Below are 17,404 nucleotides of genomic sequence, written 5' to 3'. Positions count from 1 at the left end.
ATGCGCTCCGATCAGGGAGGCAAGATGGGATTCATCCAGGACCCGCTCTATACGCCGAGCTACGTCGTCACGGGTGACGAGGTCGCCGTGTTCGACACCTCCAAGGGCGTCATCCGCGTGGCGCTCGACGGCGCGGGCGCGCCCGTGCACGTCGCCAACTTCTGCGAGCTGGCGAGCTCCGGCTTCTACGACGAGCTGAAGTTTCACCGTTACGTGCCCGGCTTCGTGATCCAGGGCGGCTGCCCCAACACGCGCGACATGACGCCCGAGCAGGTCGCGCGCGGCGAGGTCGGCCCCACCGGCCGTCCCGGCACCGGCGGGCCCGGCTACCGCATCCGCCAGGAGTTCACCACGAACCCCAACAACTCCCACGAGGATCGCGCGCTCGCCATGGCGCGCTCCGCCGACCCCGACTCGGCCGGCTCCCAGTTCTACTTCTGCCTCGGCCCCCAGCACGGCCTTGACAGCGGCTACACCGTCTTCGGTCGCACCATCGAGGGAGAGGACGTGATCGGCGAGCTTCGCGCCGGCGACGTCATCAACGCGATTCGCATCGAGCACGCCGGCGCCTAGGCGCCCGCCCAACCAGGAGGACTAACGTGAACCAGCAGGCATTCGAATCCGGCAAGCGCGCCTACCAGGAGGGCGACTGGCTCCGTGCCGTCACGCTTCTCGACGGGGCCAAGCAGCCCGGCGAGCTCTCCGGCGAGACCGATCACCTTCGCGGCAACGCGTACATGAAGCTCGGCGACTTCGACGCCGCCGCAGCCGCGTACGAGAGCGCCCTCTCCGACGCCGCCTACGGCAAGCGCGGTGCCCTCAGCTGCAACCGCGGCCGCGCCCTGCTCGCCGCCGGGCGCACGCAGGAGGCCGTCGCCGCCCTCACCGAGGCCGTCGCCGACGCCTCCTACCCGACCCCCTACAAGGCGTACCTCGCCCTGGGAGGCGCCTACGAGCAGCTCGGCGACGTCCGCAACGCCGGCATCGCCTACCGCAGCGCCGCCATCGACGAGTCCAACCCCGCACCCGCTGGCGCTCTCACGAGCCTGGGCGGGTGCTTCATGCGCCTCGGTCGCTCCGTCGACGCCGTCGAGGCCTTCCGCACGGCCCTGGACTTCACCACCCCGCTCGAGGACCAGAACAAGATCTGGTGCGACCTCGCACTCGCCTACGTCGCGGCGAACCGCATGAACGAGGCAGTCGACGCCTTCGCCCACGCGACGGCCGACGGCACCTTCGTCCTCTCTCCCGAGGCGCAGGCCTCCTACGACGCCGCGCGCAAGGCGGTCTCCTCCATCGGCGCCCGCCGTCCCTCCGAGACCGACGCCATGCTCGCCGCGGCGGGCTACGCCAGCCCCTACGACCCCCTCGACCCGACGGGCGCCTCCGGCGAGCTCATCCCCTCTCCCGAGGACACCGGCTTCTTCTCGGTCACCGAGGAGGACCTCGTCCAGCAGGACAAGCTCGACCGCAAGGTGCGCCGCAAGCACCGTCACACCGGCCTCAAGGTCTTCGTGACGATCCTGATCCTGGTGCTGCTCCTCACGGGCGCGGGCGTCTTCGCCTTCACCCAGGGCTTCGGCTGGCCCACGCAGCAGGCCGTGGCCGAGCAGCTCTTCGACGCCAAGACGCAGGGCAGCGACCTCTCCTCCTACGTCGTCCCCGGCACCTCCACCACGCAGATCCAGGAGTGGGCCGACCTCATCCCCTCCGGAGCCGAGGTCGACGTCACGGGGATCGACCGCTCCATGACCGAGTCCACCGTGTACCTCACGGCCACCCTCTCCTCGGGCGGCCAGCAGGACTACGTCATCGAGATGGCCCGTGACGGCATCGGCTGGAAGGTGAGCTCCGTCTCCACCGCCTACCTCTCCGAGGATTCGTCCCCCTCCGCCGGGTCTAACACCGAGACCGACGCCGAGACGACGAGCACCGACGACGGCTCCGACACCGCGAGCGAGTAGGAAGCGCCCATGTCCATCATTGACACACTCTTCGGCGAGTACGGCGGCGACCTGGCCATCGACCTTGGCACCGCCAACACGCTCGTCGCCGTGCGCGGCGAGGGCATCGTGATCAACGAGCCCTCGGTCGTCGCCATCGACAAGAGCGAGAGCCGCGTGCTCGCCGTCGGCGCCGACGCCAAGCGCATGATCGGCCGCACCCCGGGCTCGATCATCGCCGAGCGCCCGCTGAAGGACGGCGTCATCGCCGACTTCGACGTGACGGAGGTCATGCTCCGCTACTTCATCGAGAAGGCGAGGGAGCGACGCTATCCCTGGTCGCCCCGTCCGCGCGTCGTCGTGTGCGTCCCCTCCGGCGTGACCTCGGTCGAGAAGCGCGCCGTCTTCGAGGCGACCATCCAGGCAGGCGCCCGCCAGGCCTACCTCATCGAGGAGCCCATGGCCGCCGCCATCGGCGCCGACCTGCCCATCGAGGACCCGACCGGCTCCATGGTGGTCGACATCGGCGGCGGCACGACGGAGGTCGCCGTCATCTCCATGGGCGGCATCGTCGTCTCGCAGTCCATCCGGACGGCCGGCGACGAGTTCGACCAGACGATCCTCCAGCACGTCCGCGACGCGTACAACCTCTCGATCGGAGAGCGCACGGCCGAGGACATCAAGATCAAGGTCGGCTCCGCGGCGCCGCTCGCCGAGGAGCTCGACGTGGAGGTCAACGGTCGCGACGTCATGAGCGGCCTGCCCAAGACCGTGCGCATCGAGAGCGAGGAGATCCGCCGCGCCCTCGACCGCCCCCTCGACGAGGTCACCAAGGCCGTCAAGGACGCGCTCGACGTCACCCCGCCGGACCTTGCCTCCGACCTCATGTACTACGGCATTCTGCTCACGGGCGGCGGCGGTCTGCTTCGCGGCCTGGACCAGCGTCTTCGCGAGGAGACGGGCGTTCCCGTGAACGTGAGCCCCACCGCCCTCGAGAACGTCGTGAACGGCTGTGCCAAGGTCCTCGAGGCCAACGCGCTCTCCGGCGGCTTCGTCCAGAGCACGGGGCAGTAGCGTGCCGCTTGCTTCGAGGGGTCGGGGAGCGGCACCGACCTTGGGGTCTCCCAAGCAGTCAGCAGGTCTTCGCGAGCTCGTCGCATGTCTCGTCGTCTCCGTCGCGCTCTTCACGTGGAGCTGCCAGTCCGGCGGCTCCGGGCCGCTCGCGGCCATCCGCGGCGTGTTCCAGACCGTGACGATGCCCGTCACCTACCTCGGTGCCGCGGTCTCGTCACCCCTGCGCGGCCTGGGCAACATCTTCGCGAACCTGACCGCGGACCAGGCCACGCTCACCGAGCTCGAGGCCCAGGTCAGCGAGCTCCAGGCGCAGAACGCCGAGCTCGAGGAGCGCGCCTCCTCGGCCGAGCGTCTCCAGGGCCTGCTCGACCTCCAGGACAGCAACGACCTCCGCTCCACGGCCGCCCATGTCATATCGGGCTCGACCGACTCGTGGAGCGCGACCGTCACGCTCGACAAGGGATCGGCAGCCGGGATCACCCCGGGCATGCCCGTCACGAGCTCGAGCGGCGTCGTCGGCCAGGTCGTCTCGTGCAGCGCCACCACCTCGACGGTGAGGCTGCTCACCGACGAGTCCTCCTCCATCTCCGCAATGGTGCAGTCGACGCGCGCGCAGGGGATGCTCAACGGGTCGGCCTCGGGCGAGGTCACGCTCGAGCTCGTGAGCACGAGCCAGGATGTCGAGGTCGGCTCGGTGATCGTGACGAGCGGCCTCGGAGGGGTGTTCCCGAAGGGGCTTCCCATCGGCGAGGTCGCCAGCGTCTCCGGTGACCCCTCCGGTCTCTATCTGGACATCGTGGTCGACCTGTACGCCGACCCATGGGCGACCGAGGAGGTCCTCGTCATAACCTCGCTGACAGACGACCAGCGCGCCACGGCCGAGGACATCGCCGAGGCGGACGCCCAGGAGGGCGCCCGCTCCTCAGAGGACGACGACACGGGTTCGGACGAGTAGGGGAGGCAGCATGCAGGTCGTAGACAGAAACCGTGAGGTCCGCACGACGGCCGTGCTCGCCGTCGTCTGCCTCGTGCTCCAGCTTGCGCTCGCCCCCAACATCGGACTCGGGAACGGACGCGCGAACTTCGGGCTCGTCCTCGTCGGAAGCGTCGCCCTCTTCTCGAGCTCTCGGCATCCCGTGCTCGCCGGGTTCCTGTCCGGCCTCGTCTTCGACCTCTGCACGACCGGCCCCATCGGCCTCATGGCCTTCTGCCTCACGGTCACCGCGTTCGTACTCGGCCTCGAGGGCGTCGGTCGGGGCGCCGGGGACCTCGGCTCCGCGATGGCGCGCTTCTCGGTCGCCGCCGCGGCGGTCTCGCTCGTGTACCATCTCGCCATGCTCCTCACCGGCGCGACGTCCTCCTTCGTCGATGCCGTGTTCCTGAGGGCACTCCCGACGACGCTTCTCACGGTCGTGGCCTTTGTGCCGTTCGCCTATTACCTCTCGCGCGTGCGGGCCGCCAGCTCGGGTCTCGGGCTCTCGCGCCGGGGCTCCCACCTCTCGGGGAAGGGACTGTAGCGACTGCATGGACGTCACCCTCCTCATAGTCCTTCTCTGTGTCGCCCTTGCCGTCGTCCTCATCGTCGTCTTTCTCGTCTTCGGCAGGGGCGAGGCGAACTTCACCTTCGACATCGGGGGTGCCGCGCCGCGCGCGTCAGGCGGCTCCGACTCGTCCACCGAGAAGACCGCCTCCTCGAGGCTCGTGGGGCTCGCGGTGGCCGTCGGAGCGGCCTTCACCGTGCTCGTGGGTCGTCTGTGGTCCATGCAGCTCGTCTCCTCCGAGGAGTATGCGGAGCAGGCGGAGAGCAACCGTCGCAGCACGATCTACACGCAGGCTCCCCGCGGCCGCATCCTCGACCGCAACGGGATCGAGCTCGTCACCAACCGCTCGAGTCTGACGCTCGTTGCGGAGGGCGGCGTGGTGGACGATGCCGTCGAGGTCCAGCTCATCGCCAACCTCGTGGGCATGCCGGCCCAGGCCGTCCGACGCAAGCTGCAGGACACCACCGAGGGCTACCAGAGTCCGCGCACCGTGTCGGTGGACGTCTCGCGGCGGGTGGTCGCCTTCGTGGGGGAGCACCCCGACGTCTTCCCCGGGGTGTCCATCCAGCAGCGGACCCAGCGCTCCTATCCCTACGGCTCGCTCGCCGCACACGTCATCGGATACGTCGGCACCGTAACCGAGGACCAGCTCAAGGAGGGCGAGGGGGCAGAGGACGGCTCCGTCACCTACCGCTCGGGCGACGTGGTCGGCCAGGCCGGCGTCGAGCGGGCCTACGAGCGTGCCCTGGCGGGCGAGCGCGGCGAGCAGGTCGTCTTCGTCGACGCGGCGGGCGACGTGCTGGGGTACTCCACCTCCATCGAGCCCGAGAGCGGCTCGGACGTCGAGCTCACCATCGACGTCCCCCTCCAGGACGCCGTGGAGAAGTCGCTCGCCTCGGTCGTCAAGAGCCAGCGCGACCAGGGCAACGACTGCGTCGGCGGGAGCGCCGTCGTGCTGGACTGCACCAATGGCGAGGTCCTCGCCATGGCGAGCTACCCGACCTTCTCGCCCAACGTGTTCGTCGGCGGCATCTCGCAGTCCGACTGGAGCGCCCTCTCCGACGAGAAGGCGAACCAGCCGCTCATGAACCGCGCCATATCGGGACAGTACGCCTCGGGCTCCGTCATCAAGCCGCTCACCTCCTTCGCGGCGCTCGACAACGGCATCGCCACCCCGGAGTCCTCCTGGGTCTGCAACGGCTGGTGGTCCTGGTCGGGCAAGTCGACGGACGACACGATCATGAAGTGCCACCTCGAGACCGGCCACGGCGGCATGAACCTGCGCGAGGGCATCGTCTACTCCTGCGACGTCGTCTTCTACGAGATCGGCAAGGGGTTCTTCTACAGCGACAACCCCGAGGGCATGCAGCAGACCTTCCGCGAGTACGGAATGGGCTCCGTGACGGGCATCGACATCGGGGGCGAGGAGGCCGGCAGGGTGCCTGACGCCGCCTGGAAGGAGAGCTACTACACCGACCTGGGCTACTCCGCCGAGGACAGCGCCTGGAAGGGCGGCGACAACTGCAACATCGCCATCGGCCAGGGCGACATCCTCTCGACCTGCCTGCAGATGGCGCTCACCTACTGCAGCATCGCCAACCGAGGCCCGGCGTACCGCCCGCACGTCCTTCGCGGCATTCGCTCCAAGATGGGCGACGGGTTCGTCTCCGAGTACAAGCCCGAGAAGATCCTCGACATCGAGGAGGACCCCGCCTACCGCGAGCTCGTCGAGAGCGGCATGTCCGGCGTCATCTACGAGGAGGCCGCGTCGCAGGCCTCGCACTGGACCAACCTGAGCGTTCCCGTCGCCGGAAAGACCGGAACGGCCGAGCAGGCCGCCACGAACCGCAACGCCTGCTGGTTCGGGTGCTACGCTCCGGCAGACGACCCCAAGTACGTCGTATTCTCCAACGTCGACGGCGGCAGCTGGGGCTCCTCGTCGGCGATGTACGTCTGCCGCGACGCCCTCGGGGCGATCTACGGTGAGCCGGACACGTCCTCGGAAGAGTCGTCGGTCGGGGACTAGGGAGGAGTTGCATGCCTGACCTCAGCATGATAGGGGGCGCCGCCTCCGTGCCCAAGGGCTCGGCGCACGCGCGACGGGGACGCGTCGGCGGCGGTCGTGGTCCGCTCGAGAAGCTCTACCTGATGCAGCTCATACCCGCGCTGCTCGTCGTCCTCATCGGCATCCTGACGATCTACTCCGCCTCGCTCTCGATTCCCGAGGCGAGCTTCAGGAGCCATCTTGTGGGCGTCGCGCTCGGAATCGTCGTGGCGATCGCCGTCTGGCGCTACGACGTTCGCGCCCTCTCCAACATGACGACGGCCCTCTTCGTGCTCGCCTGCGTCCTCATGGTGCTCCCGCGGGTGCCGGGCCTCGGCGTCGAGGTGAACGGCATGATGGGCTGGGTGAAGCTCGGCCCGCTGCGGTTCCAGCCCTCCGAGCCCTCGAAGATCGTCGTCATCTTCCTCATGGCGTCAGCCTGCGCGCAGTACAACGGAAAGATCGAGACCTTCAGGGACTACGCCAAGCTCTGCGGCACGCTGCTCGTCCCCCTGCTGCTCATCATGTCCCTCGACCTGGGAACCGGCCTCGTCATCTTCTTCATCGGCGCCGTCGTCATCATCGTGAGCGGCGCCCCCCGCACCTGGGTGCTCGCCACGATCGCGCTCATCGTGGGGGTGGCGGCGCTCGTCGTCATCACGTCGATGATCGACGGTCTCCCGCACATCCTCAAGGAGTACCAGCTCAAGCGCCTCATCGTCTTCGTGGACCCGAGCGTCGACCCAACCGGTGACGGCTACAACCTACAACAGGCCATGATCGCGGTCGGGTCGGGCGGTCTCTTCGGAAAGGGCTTCGGCAACGCCACCCAGGCCCTGACCGGCTTCGTGCCCGAAGCGCAGACCGACTTCGTCTTCTCGCTCTTCGCCGAGCAGTTCGGCTTCGTGGGCTCCCTCGTCCTGCTCGGCCTCTACGCCTGGATGATCCTCTCCACGGTCCTTCTCGCCATGCGGACCGAGGGCTTCTTCTCGCGCCTCGTGCTCGTGGGATGCGTGGCCATGTGGACGTTCCAGGTCCTGGAGAACGTGGGCATGTGCCTCAGCATCATGCCCATCACGGGCATTCCGCTGCCGTTCGTGAGCTACGGCTCGTCGTCGATGGTGGTCCAGCTCGTCTCCGTCGGTATCGTGCAGTCTGTCTGGCGGCATCGCCAGAAGAGCGCCTAGGCGCTTGGGGAGGGGAGAGTCGATGGGCGGAAGATCTTGGTCGGTCGGGCGCGTCGCGGACGTGGTGTCGTCGGGGCGCGCCTCGCTCAGGGGCAGGGACGAGCGTGCGTGCCTGCACGTGCTCGTCGACCCCGCCGCGCCGCGCCCCCTCGTGTGCGCCGTGCGCGACCTCCTCATGCCCGAGCGGGCGAACGTCGAGGTCAGGGTGCTCCCGCTCGACGGCGCGCGACCCGGCTCCGACGCCGTGGACGCCGCCGTCGCGCTGACGGCGCCGGACTCGTCGACCGGTCCCCTGCGCTCCTACGTCGGTGCGGGGGTGCCCGTCGCTCTCGTCGTCGAGGGCGCGCTCGAGGCCCCGCGCCTCGAGCTCGACGAGCGAACCGCCCCCCTCGTGGGCGTCGTCGCCGCCTCGAGCGCGCGGGCGCTCGCCGACAAGCTCGCGACCTGGCTGGCCGCGGCCACCGACAAGCCCCTCGCCCTCGCCGCCAACCTCCCGTTCTGCCGCCGCGCGGTGTGCGACCTGCTCGTCTCGCGCTGCGCCCTGGAGAACGCGGTGGTCGGCCTCGTGCGCCTGGTCCCCGGGTCGGACCTCCCGCTCATGACGGCCAATCAGGCCAAGCTCGCCCTCGACATCGCCGCGGCGCACGGTCGCGCGCTCGAGCCCGCCCGTGCCCTGGAGCTCGCGGGGGTCGTCGGGGGCGGCCTCGCGTGGCGCGCCGTCGCCCGCACGCTCGTCTCCATGCTCCCCGGGCTCGGCACCCTGGCGCGCGTCGGCGTCGCCTATGGCGGCACCCTCGCGACCGGCGCCGCCCTCAGGCTGCGCTTCGAGTCCGAGACCGGAGTGACGCCCCGACGCGACGACGTCGACGCCGGGCCGGCGGAGCCGCGTCAGCAGGTCCTTCTCGACACGTCGGCCGACCAGGACTCCGGCTACGTCACCATCGGGGTGACGGGGGCATGAGGGCGCCGCGCGAGAACCTCTTTCACCTGTTGGAGCCGCTGCTCGCGCACGTCGAGCACCCGGCCCGCTACATCGACCACGAGTGGGGCGCCTGCGAGGAGCAGGACGGGCCCTTCCACCTCTGCATGGTCTACGCTGACGTCTACGAGGTCGGCCAGCCCAACCTGGGCGTCTCGATCCTCTACAACCAGGTGAACGCCCAGGAGGGAATGAGCTGCGAGCGGTGCTACCTTCCCTGGAAGGACCTCTCCGCCCTCATGCGCGAGCGGGGGGTGCCGCTGCTCTCGCTCGAGGGCTCGGCCCCGCTCGCGTCGTTCGACGCGATCGGCTTCACGCTCGCGCACGAGCTGATCGCCACCAACGTCCTCGAGACGCTGGACCTTGCCGGCATCGCCCTCACCTCGGCCGAGCGCGACGAGGACGACCCGATCATCCTCGCGGGCGGGCCCTCCGCCTGGAACTGCGAGCCGCTCGCCGCCGTCTTCGACGCCGTGCTGCTGGGCGACGGCGAGGAGTCGATCGTCGAGGTCTGCGCGTGCATACGCGACGCGCGCTCGGAGGGCGTCGGCCGCGCCGAGCTGCTGAGGCGTCTCGCCCGCGTGCCGGGGACCTACGTCCCCTCGCTCTACGAGACGCGCGTGGACGAGACCTCCACGCGCTGGGGCTACGCCGTGCCGCGTCCCGGGGAGGACGTCCCCGAGGTCGTGCTCAAGCGCTGCGTGAACGACTTTGCCGCTACGCCGGCCGTCGCCCAGCGCATCGTCCCCTACGCCGGCATCGTGCAGGACCGCCTGTCGCTCGAGGTGCTGCGCGGCTGCGCCCGCGGGTGCCGCTTCTGCCAGGCGGGCATGACGTACCGCCCGGTCCGCGAGCGCCCCGCCGAGCAGGTCGTCGCCGGTGGCGTCGAGGGGCTCGAGGCGAGCGGCCACAACGAGATCTCGCTCTCCTCGCTCTCCACCACCGACCACTCGCAGTGCGCGGAGATCCTCTCCGGCCTGAACGAGCGCCTCGCCGGGCGCGGCGTCCGCGTCTCCATCCCCTCGCAGCGCCTCGACGCGTTCGGCGTCGAGATGGCGGCCGCCGTGGCCGGGGCGCGTCGCGGCGGGCTCACCTTCGCGCCCGAGGCCGGCAGCCAGCGGCTGCGTGACGTGATCAACAAGAACGTCACCGAGGACGACCTGGAGCGCGCGGCGAGAAACGCGTTCGAGGCCGGGTGGCGGCGATGCAAGCTCTACTTCATGATGGGCCTCCCCACCGAGACGGACGAGGACGTCGTGGGCATCGCGCGGATGGCGGAGCGCGTGCTCGAGATCGGCCGGGAGGTGGTCGGCCGGGGCGTCAAGAGCGGGGTCTCGGTCTCCATCTCCGTCGCGGTGCTCGTGCCCAAGGCGTTCACGGCGTTCCAGTGGGCCGGCCAGCTCGATCCCGACGAGGTGCGTCGCCGCCAGCAGCTGCTGCTCCACGAGGTGCGCGACCGCGCCATCCGCGTCTCGTACCATGACGCCGACGTCTCGCTCGTGGAGGGGGCTCTCTCCAAGATGGGGCGCGCGGGCTTTGACCTGGTGCGTGAGGCCTGGAGGCGCGGGTGCCGCTTTGACGCCTGGACGAGCGAGTTCCGCTTCGACCTCTGGCAGGAGGCGGCTGCCGCGTGTGGGCTCGACCTCGCCGAGGTCGCCTGCGAGGAGTTCCCGCTGTCCGTGCGCCTGCCGTGGGAGCACACCTCTCCCGGCGTCGACAAGGGATACCTCCAGCGTGAGTGGCTCCGTGCGCGCGAGGAGGTCACCACGCCCGACTGCACGCGGGAGAGCTGCACGGGCTGCGGCGTCTGCCCGACGCTCGGCGTCCGCAACGTGATACAGGGGGTCCGCGCATGAGCAGACCACAGCGACAGCCCGTCTCCGAGCGTCCCCAGGACCTTCCCACCAAGGCGGAGCTCGCCCGTCTCCGGGTGGCCTACGCCAAGGACCGACGACTCGCATACCTGGGCCACCTTGACCTCATCTCCACCGTCGAGCGCTGCGTGCGCCGCTCGGGGCTCCCGTTCTCGATCGGCAACGGCTTCGCCCGCCGCATGCGCATCCAGTTCTCGAGCGCGCTGCCCGTGGGGGCCTCCTCGGCCTGCGAGCTCTTCGACCTGCGCCTGACCCGGCGCGTCGACGCCGACGAGGCGCTCGCTGCGCTGCGCGCGGCCACGCCTCCTGCGCTCGCACCCTATCGTGCGGCCTACGTTGACGGCCGGCTGCCCGCGCTGGAGGCGTGGCTCGACCGCGCCCAGTGGTCCCTCGAGCTCGGACCCGCGTGCCCGGCCGACGAGCTCTCCGACGCGATCGAGTCCGTCTGGCGCCGGGGCGAGGTCCGCTACCTGCGAGGGGAGAAGGAGAAGGTCGTCGACCTCTCGAGGACGCTCCTCGGCTTCCAGGTGGGGGAGGGCGACGAAGGCCTCACGGTCGCGCTCGACACGCGCTCCGGGGCGGGAGGGGCCCTGCGGCCCCAGGTCCTTCTCGACGCCGCGTTCTCCGAGATGGGCCGTCCGGCTTCGGACGCGCCGCGCGTCAGGCGCCTGCGCCAGGGCCACGAGGAAAGTGGGCGAATTGTGGAACCTTTCGGGCCCTTCGACACCGAGGCCCGCGCACCATTATCCTGATTCAGGTCGCACTGTGCCGGCGCGAGCTGCGCTGCCGTCTTTTCCCTTACGGTATCCGCAGGTCACGGCAACTTTTTGTTGACGGGTCCGGGGCAGGCTAGTAATATAAGCAACTGTTGCATTCAGCCAGCAATGAAGGGTTTCGCACATGTACGCAATCGTAGCAACTGGTGGCAAGCAGTATAAGGTTGCCGAGGGTGACGTCATCGACGTCGAGAAGCTCGACGCGCAGCCTGGCGACAAGGTCGAGCTCCCCGTCCTTCTCCTGAACGACGGCACCAAGACCGTCGTTGGCTCCGCCCCCCTCGAGGGCAAGGCTGTCACCGCCGAGGTCGTCGAGCAGTTCAAGGGCGAGAAGGTCCTCGTCTTCAAGCTCAAGAAGCGCAAGCGCTACCACCGTGCCAACGGCCACCGTCAGAACCTGACGAAGATCAAGGTCGTCGAGATCCCCGCGTAGCAGTTCCCCCGCTTCACTCCCTCGCTCTAGGAAGGCAGGTCAGATAATGGCTCACAAGAAAGGCCTCGGCTCGTCCCGCAACGGCCGCGACTCCAACGCCCAGCGTCTGGGCACCAAGCGCTACGGCGGCCAGACCGTGAAGGCCGGCGAGATCCTCGTCCGCCAGCGCGGCACCCACATCCACCCGGGTGACAACGTCGGCATCGGCAAGGACGACACGCTGTTCGCCCTCACCGCCGGCACCGTCGAGTTCACCAAGGGCGTCAAGCACCGCGTCCACGTCCGCGAGGCGTAGGTCTCGGCACACAAGGCACGTCACGGGGCCCCGGTCGAAGGACCGGGGCCCCTTTGCTGTCATGGCGCCTCCGGTTGGACGCGTTGTCGCAGTTGCCGTACCATGTAAGCTCGACCAAAGGAGAGCAGCGTGGAGAACACGTTCACCGACCTATCCCACATCAACGTGCGCGGCGGCGACGGCGGGGCCGGCTGCATGTCCTTCAGGCGCGAGGCGTTCGTGCCCAAGGGCGGTCCCGACGGCGGCGACGGCGGCCGCGGCGGCGACGTCATCGTCGAGGCCGACCCGCAGCTCTCGTCGCTCATCGACTACCGCTACAAGCACCACTTCCGTGCCGAGCGCGGCACGCATGGGCAGGGCGCGCGACGCCACGGCCGCGACGGCGAGGACCTCGTGCTCCGCGTGCCGGTCGGCACCGTGGTGCGCGAGCTCGACCCGCAGACGCAGACGCCGTCCTACGACATCGCCGACCTCACCCAGCCGGGCGAGCGCGTGGTGGTGGCGCCCGGCGGCGCGGGCGGCCGCGGCAACATCCACTTCGTCACCTCGGTGCGCCGCGCGCCCGCCTTCGCCGAGAAGGGCGAGCCCGCGCGCGAGCACTGGATCGAGCTCGAGATGAAGCTCATGGCCGACGCCGCCCTCGTGGGCATGCCCTCGGTGGGGAAGAGCTCCATCATCGCCCGCATCAGCGCCGCGCGCCCCAAGATCGCCGACTACCCCTTCACCACCCTCGTCCCCAACCTGGGCGTCGCCCGTGCCGCGAACGGCCAGTCCTTCGTCGCGGCCGACGTCCCCGGCCTCATCGAGGGCGCGAGCGAGGGCAGGGGCCTCGGCCACCAGTTCCTCCGCCACATCGAGCGCACCGCCCTCATACTGCACGTCGTCGACGTGACGGGGGGATACGAGGGGCGCGACGCCGTCGAGGACTACGAGGTCATCAACGACGAGCTCGCGTCATACGCCGCCGAGCTCGCCGCCCGCCCACAGATCGTTGTCGCCAACAAGTGCGACCTCCCCGGCACTGAGGAGGCCGTGCGCCGCCTGCGCGAGGTCGCCGATCGTGACGGCCACCAGTTCTTCGCCGTCTCCGCCGCGACGGGTGCCGGGCTGGACGCGCTGGTGAGCTCCTGTGCCGCCGAGGTCGCCCGCCTGCGCGCCGAGGCGGCGCCGAGCGCACCCGTCGTCGACCTCTCCGAGCGCTGGGAGCGCGAGAGGGAGCGTCGCGATCGCCAGATCCGCATCATTCGCGAGGAGCGCCACGCCTGGCGTGCCACGGGCGCCCAGATCGAGCGCATGGTCATACAGACCGACTGGGAGAACGACGAGGCCGTTGCGTACCTCCAGCATCGCTTCGCGCGCTGCGGGCTCGACGACGCGCTCGCCAAGGCGGGCGCCGTCACCGGCGACGAGGTCCGAATCCTCGAGCTCGCCTTCACCTACGAGGGGAAGGACGCCGCCCCCGACTATGACGAGCTGCCCGACGAGGACGACACGCTTTCCGAGGGGGAGGTCGAGTAGTGGCGCGCCCCACGCTCATGGTCGTCAAGATCGGCTCGTCCACGCTGGTGGACGAGGGCGGCGCGCTCGACCGCGCGTTCGTGCGGTCGCTGTGCGACCAGATCGCCGAGCTCATGGCATCGGGGACGCGCGTCGTCGTGGTCTCCTCCGGCGCCGTCGCCGCCGGCCGCGACGTCCTGGGCTTCTCCGCCCGACCGGACGACCTGGCGACGCTCCAGGCCTGCGCTTCCGCCGGACAGGCGCGCCTCACGCAGGCGTACGCAGACGTCCTTGCCGAGCGCGGCATCCCCTGCGGACAGGTGCTGCTCACGCGGCGCGACGTCATGGACCGCGACGCCTTCCTGAACGCCCGCGTCACGCTCACGCGTCTCGTGGAGCTCGGCGCGGTCCCCGTGGTCAACGAGAACGACACGCTCTCAACCGCCGAGTTCGCCTTCGGTGACAACGACATGCTCGGCGCCCTCGTCTCTGCACTCGTCGGTGCCGACCTCTACGCGATCTGCTCCGACGTCGAGGGGCTCTACACCGCCAACCCGCAGGAGGACCCCTCGGCCACGCTCATCCCGCACGTCACCGAGGTCGACCACCGGCTCACCGAGCTCGCCGGCGGCGCCGGGACCTCCTTCGGCACCGGGGGCATGTCCTCAAAGCTCAGGGCCGCGCGCGCCATGCTCGCCGCCGGCATACCGACTGTGATCTGCCGCGGCCGCCGCGAGGGCGTGCTGCTCGATGTCGCCGACGGCCGGGGCGTGGGCACGCGCTTCGAGTCCCCGGCCGGCAGCCCCCACGAGGGCGGCCGCAAGCTCTGGATCGGGCTCGCCGAGGTGCCGCGCGGCACGATCTCGCTCGACGAGGGCGCGAGCCGGGCCGTCCTGGAGCGCGGCGCCTCGATACTGCCCGTGGGCGTCGCCGCCACGAGCGGATCCTACGAGGCGGGCGACGTCGTGAACGTCCGCTCCGCCACCGGCGACGTGGTCGGACGCGGCATCGCGCGCTACTCCTCGGAGGACATGGCGCGCGTGCGCGGCATCAAGCTCGACGTCATCGCGCGGTTCCTGGGCCCCGAGCGGGCCCAGCCGGCCGTTCACCGCGACGACCTTCTCGTCTTCTAGAGGGGAGCACACATGTCTGAGGCAAGGGACAAGGCAACGCTCGCCAAGGCGGCCGCACCGGAGGTCGCCCGTGCGCCGCGCGGCGTGCGGGAGCGCGCCCTTAGGCTCGCCGCCGAGAACATCCGCGCCGCCGAGACCGACATCGTCGCCGCCAACGCGCGCGACCTCGAGCGCGCCCGCGCAGCGGGCATGAGCGAGCCGCTCCAGGACCGGCTCATGCTCGACGGGTCGCGCATCCGCGCCATCGCCGACGCGCTCGACGACATCGCGCGCCAGGAGGACCCGCTCGGTCTCGTCCTGGGCGGGAGCACCCTCGAGAACGGCCTGCGCATTGAGCGGGTCACGGTGCCCCTGGGCGTCGTAGCCATGATCTACGAGGCCCGCCCCAACGTCACGGCCGACGCCTTCGGCCTGTGCGTCAGGTCGGGCAACGCGTGCGTGCTCAAGGGCGGTTCCGCGGCGCGCGAGTCCTGCCTCGCAATCGTCGGGGCCTGCCGTGTGGCCCTCGTCGAGGCTGGCCTGCCGCAGGACGCGCTCCAGTACGTCGACGACGACGCCGCCCACACGCAGACCGCCGAGCTCCTCGGCGCCACCGGCCTCGTCGACGTCCTCATTCCGCGCGGCGGTGCCTCGCTCATCCGCGCCTGCGTCGAGGGCGCCAAGGTGCCCGTCATCGAGACCGGCACGGGCAACTGCCACGTGTACGTCCACGAGGCGGCCGACCTCGACCGCGCCCGCGCCATCGTCATGAACGCTAAGACGCAGCGGGTCGGCGTGTGCAACGCCGCCGAGTCGCTGCTCGTCGACCGCTCCGTCGCCGCCGCCTTCCTGCCCGCCATGGTCTCCGAGCTCGCGGCGGCCGGCGTGGTCGTGCATGGCGACGCCGAGACGCGCGCGGCGCTCGCCGACCGGCCCGACCTTCTCAGCTCCTTCGTGGACGCGACCGAGGAGGACTGGGGCCGGGAGTACCTGGCCCTCGAGATCAGCTGCCGCGTGGTCTCCGGCGTGGACGAGGCCGTCGAGCATGTCAACCGCTACGGCACGGGCCACTCCGAGGCCATCGTCTCGAACTCCTACGAGGCGTGCGAGGCCTTCCTCGCCGGGGTCGACGCCGCCGTGGTCTACGCCAACGCCTCGACCCGCTTCACCGACGGCGGCGTCTTCGGCCTGGGAGCCGAGATTGGGATCTCCACCCAGAAGCTGCACGCGCGCGGCCCCATGGGCGCCGCGGCGCTCACGACCACCAAGTGGCTCGCCCGCGGGGAGGGACAGGTCCGATGAGCGTCGACGTCGCCCGCCTTTGCGAGAAGGACCTTCCGGTCCTCGGCCTCGACGAGGGGAGGACCTACCGTCTCGGGATCATGGGCGGAACGTTCGACCCCATCCACAACGGCCACCTGGTCGCCGCGGAGCAGGCCTTCGACGACCTCAGGCTGGACCTCGTCGTGTTCATGCCCGCCGGACGCCCCGCGTTCAAGCTCGACAAGCGCGTCACCTCGGGGGAGGAGCGCTTCGCGATGACGCTGCTCGCGACCGCCGACAACCCCCACTTCGTCGCCTCCCGCTTCGAGATCGACCGCGAGGGCGTCACCTACACGGCCGACACCCTGCGCCTCCTGCGCGAGCTCTATCCCGACAACGTCGAGTTCTACTTCATCACCGGCGCCGACGCCATCACCGAGATCGTCTCCTGGAGGGACGCCGCCGACATCGCCCGGCTGGCGCACCTCGTCGCGGCGACGCGGCCGGGCTACGACCTCGACCGCGCCTGGGACGCCATAGCCGCCTCGGGCCTCGAGTTCGACGTGACGTACCTCTCGGTCCCCGCGCTCGCCATCTCCTCGAGCTACCTGCGCGAGCGCGTCGAGGCGGGGCAGAGCCTCCGCTACCTGACCCCCGACCAGGTGACGGGCTACCTGCACAAGCACGGGCTCTACGGCGCCCCCAGGAACCGCTACGGGCACACGGGCGAGGCGGTCGCCTGATGAGGGGGGAGACCCGGCTCGTCGCCGCCTACTCGCCCGAGCAGCGCTCCCTGCTCGACCGCCTTCGTGCGGACGTCACGGAGCACCTCTCGGCCAAGCCCAGGCGCCTGGCGCACTCTATCTCGGTGGCCGACACGGCCGAGCGCCTCGCGCTGACCTACGGCGTCGACCCCTTCCTCGCGAGGGCTGCCGGCCTCCTCCATGACTGGGAGAAGGCGTCCTCGGTCCCCGAGCAGGTGGCCCGCGCCCGCGAGCTCGGGATAGACCTCGGTGTCGACCTCGAGCTCGTCCACCCGCTGCTGCACGGCATGATCGCCGCGCGCACCCTCCCGTCGCGCTATCCCGAGCTGCCGCCCGAGGTGTGGCGCGCGATCGAGGTCCACACAATGGCCGCCGCCCCCATGGGGCCGCTCGACCAGGTCCTGTTCGTCGCCGACGGCATCGAGCCGCTGCGGCCGGACACGCCCGGAATACTCCGTACGCGCTCGCTCGTGGGCGAGGCCTCCCTCGACGACCTCTTCTGGGCGTCGTTCGTCGGAGGCATCGTCTACGTCCTCGAGGGCGGTCGCTATCTCTACCCCGGTACCGTCGACGTCTACAACTCCCTCGCGGCCGAGCGTGCCGCGAACGGCAGATAAGGAGC

General features: G+C 70.3%; 17 protein-coding genes. All 17 read left to right on the top strand.

The features are described 5' to 3' along the window. Positions 1–24: 24 nt before the first annotated feature. A complete protein-coding gene (locus tag INF26_RS07735; RefSeq protein WP_193530371.1) occupies positions 25–573 on the top strand; it encodes a peptidylprolyl isomerase in 549 nt (182 codons plus the stop codon). A 26-nt stretch (positions 574–599) separates the two neighbouring features. Next, positions 600–1,964, top strand: a complete 1,365-nt coding sequence (locus INF26_RS07730) for a tetratricopeptide repeat protein (protein WP_193530370.1) — start codon at positions 600–602, stop codon at positions 1,962–1,964. A 9-nt stretch (positions 1,965–1,973) separates the two neighbouring features. Continuing rightward, entirely contained in the window at positions 1,974–3,017 is a 1,044-nt protein-coding gene (gene mreB, locus INF26_RS07725) for a rod shape-determining protein (protein ID WP_193530369.1), read from the top strand. 40 nt (positions 3,018–3,057) lie between these two features. Continuing rightward, entirely contained in the window at positions 3,058–3,972 is a 915-nt protein-coding gene (gene mreC / locus INF26_RS07720) for a rod shape-determining protein MreC (RefSeq protein ID WP_193530368.1), read from the top strand. Positions 3,973–3,982: 10 nt separating this feature from the next. Then, positions 3,983–4,534 carry a rod shape-determining protein MreD gene (gene mreD / locus INF26_RS07715; RefSeq protein WP_193530367.1) on the top strand — a complete coding sequence of 184 codons (552 nt, stop codon included), beginning with the start codon at positions 3,983–3,985 and terminating at the stop codon, positions 4,532–4,534. 7 nt (positions 4,535–4,541) lie between these two features. Beyond that, positions 4,542–6,584, top strand: coding sequence for a penicillin-binding protein 2 (mrdA, locus tag INF26_RS07710; RefSeq protein ID WP_193530366.1), 2,043 nt, complete (start codon positions 4,542–4,544; stop codon positions 6,582–6,584). An 11-nt stretch (positions 6,585–6,595) separates the two neighbouring features. Further along, positions 6,596–7,789: an FtsW/RodA/SpoVE family cell cycle protein gene (locus INF26_RS07705; protein ID WP_193530365.1), complete on the top strand. Its 1,194-nt coding sequence runs from the start codon at positions 6,596–6,598 to the stop codon at positions 7,787–7,789. A gap of 22 nt (positions 7,790–7,811) precedes the next feature. After that, entirely contained in the window at positions 7,812–8,750 is a 939-nt protein-coding gene (locus INF26_RS07700) for a hypothetical protein (protein WP_193530364.1), read from the top strand. Beyond that, a complete protein-coding gene (locus tag INF26_RS07695; protein WP_193530363.1) occupies positions 8,747–10,624 on the top strand; it encodes a TIGR03960 family B12-binding radical SAM protein in 1,878 nt (625 codons plus the stop codon). The genes INF26_RS07700 and INF26_RS07695 overlap by 4 nt, the downstream gene beginning before the upstream one ends. Next, complete coding sequence (locus INF26_RS07690) at positions 10,621–11,394, top strand: TIGR03936 family radical SAM-associated protein (protein WP_193530362.1); 774 nt, start codon at positions 10,621–10,623, stop codon at positions 11,392–11,394. The genes INF26_RS07695 and INF26_RS07690 overlap by 4 nt, the downstream gene beginning before the upstream one ends. Positions 11,395–11,542: 148 nt before the next feature. Then, a complete protein-coding gene (gene rplU, locus INF26_RS07685; RefSeq protein ID WP_193530361.1) occupies positions 11,543–11,851 on the top strand; it encodes a 50S ribosomal protein L21 in 309 nt (102 codons plus the stop codon). 46 nt (positions 11,852–11,897) lie between these two features. Beyond that, positions 11,898–12,146 carry a 50S ribosomal protein L27 gene (gene rpmA, locus INF26_RS07680; RefSeq protein WP_087315127.1) on the top strand — a complete coding sequence of 83 codons (249 nt, stop codon included), beginning with the start codon at positions 11,898–11,900 and terminating at the stop codon, positions 12,144–12,146. A 129-nt stretch (positions 12,147–12,275) separates the two neighbouring features. Continuing rightward, on the top strand, positions 12,276–13,664 hold the full coding sequence (gene obgE / locus INF26_RS07675) for a GTPase ObgE (protein ID WP_193530360.1): 1,389 nt from the start codon (positions 12,276–12,278) through the stop codon (positions 13,662–13,664). After that, a complete protein-coding gene (gene proB / locus INF26_RS07670; protein WP_332307340.1) occupies positions 13,664–14,776 on the top strand; it encodes a glutamate 5-kinase in 1,113 nt (370 codons plus the stop codon). The genes obgE and proB overlap by 1 nt, the downstream gene beginning before the upstream one ends. 12 nt (positions 14,777–14,788) lie before the next feature. Then, positions 14,789–16,057, top strand: a complete 1,269-nt coding sequence (locus INF26_RS07665) for a glutamate-5-semialdehyde dehydrogenase (protein WP_193530359.1) — start codon at positions 14,789–14,791, stop codon at positions 16,055–16,057. Then, on the top strand, positions 16,054–16,761 hold the full coding sequence (nadD, locus tag INF26_RS07660) for a nicotinate-nucleotide adenylyltransferase (protein ID WP_193530358.1): 708 nt from the start codon (positions 16,054–16,056) through the stop codon (positions 16,759–16,761). The genes INF26_RS07665 and nadD overlap by 4 nt, the downstream gene beginning before the upstream one ends. Further along, positions 16,761–17,399 carry an HD domain-containing protein gene (locus tag INF26_RS07655; protein ID WP_193530357.1) on the top strand — a complete coding sequence of 213 codons (639 nt, stop codon included), beginning with the start codon at positions 16,761–16,763 and terminating at the stop codon, positions 17,397–17,399. The genes nadD and INF26_RS07655 overlap by 1 nt, the downstream gene beginning before the upstream one ends. Positions 17,400–17,404: the final 5 nt, after the last annotated feature.

Origin of the sequence: Thermophilibacter gallinarum, assembly GCF_014982725.1 — a bacterium.
Lineage (GTDB): Bacteria > Actinomycetota > Coriobacteriia > Coriobacteriales > Atopobiaceae > Thermophilibacter > Thermophilibacter gallinarum.
The sequence above is the reverse complement of the archived record's forward strand: the minus strand, read 5'-3'. Positions and strand labels throughout refer to the sequence as shown.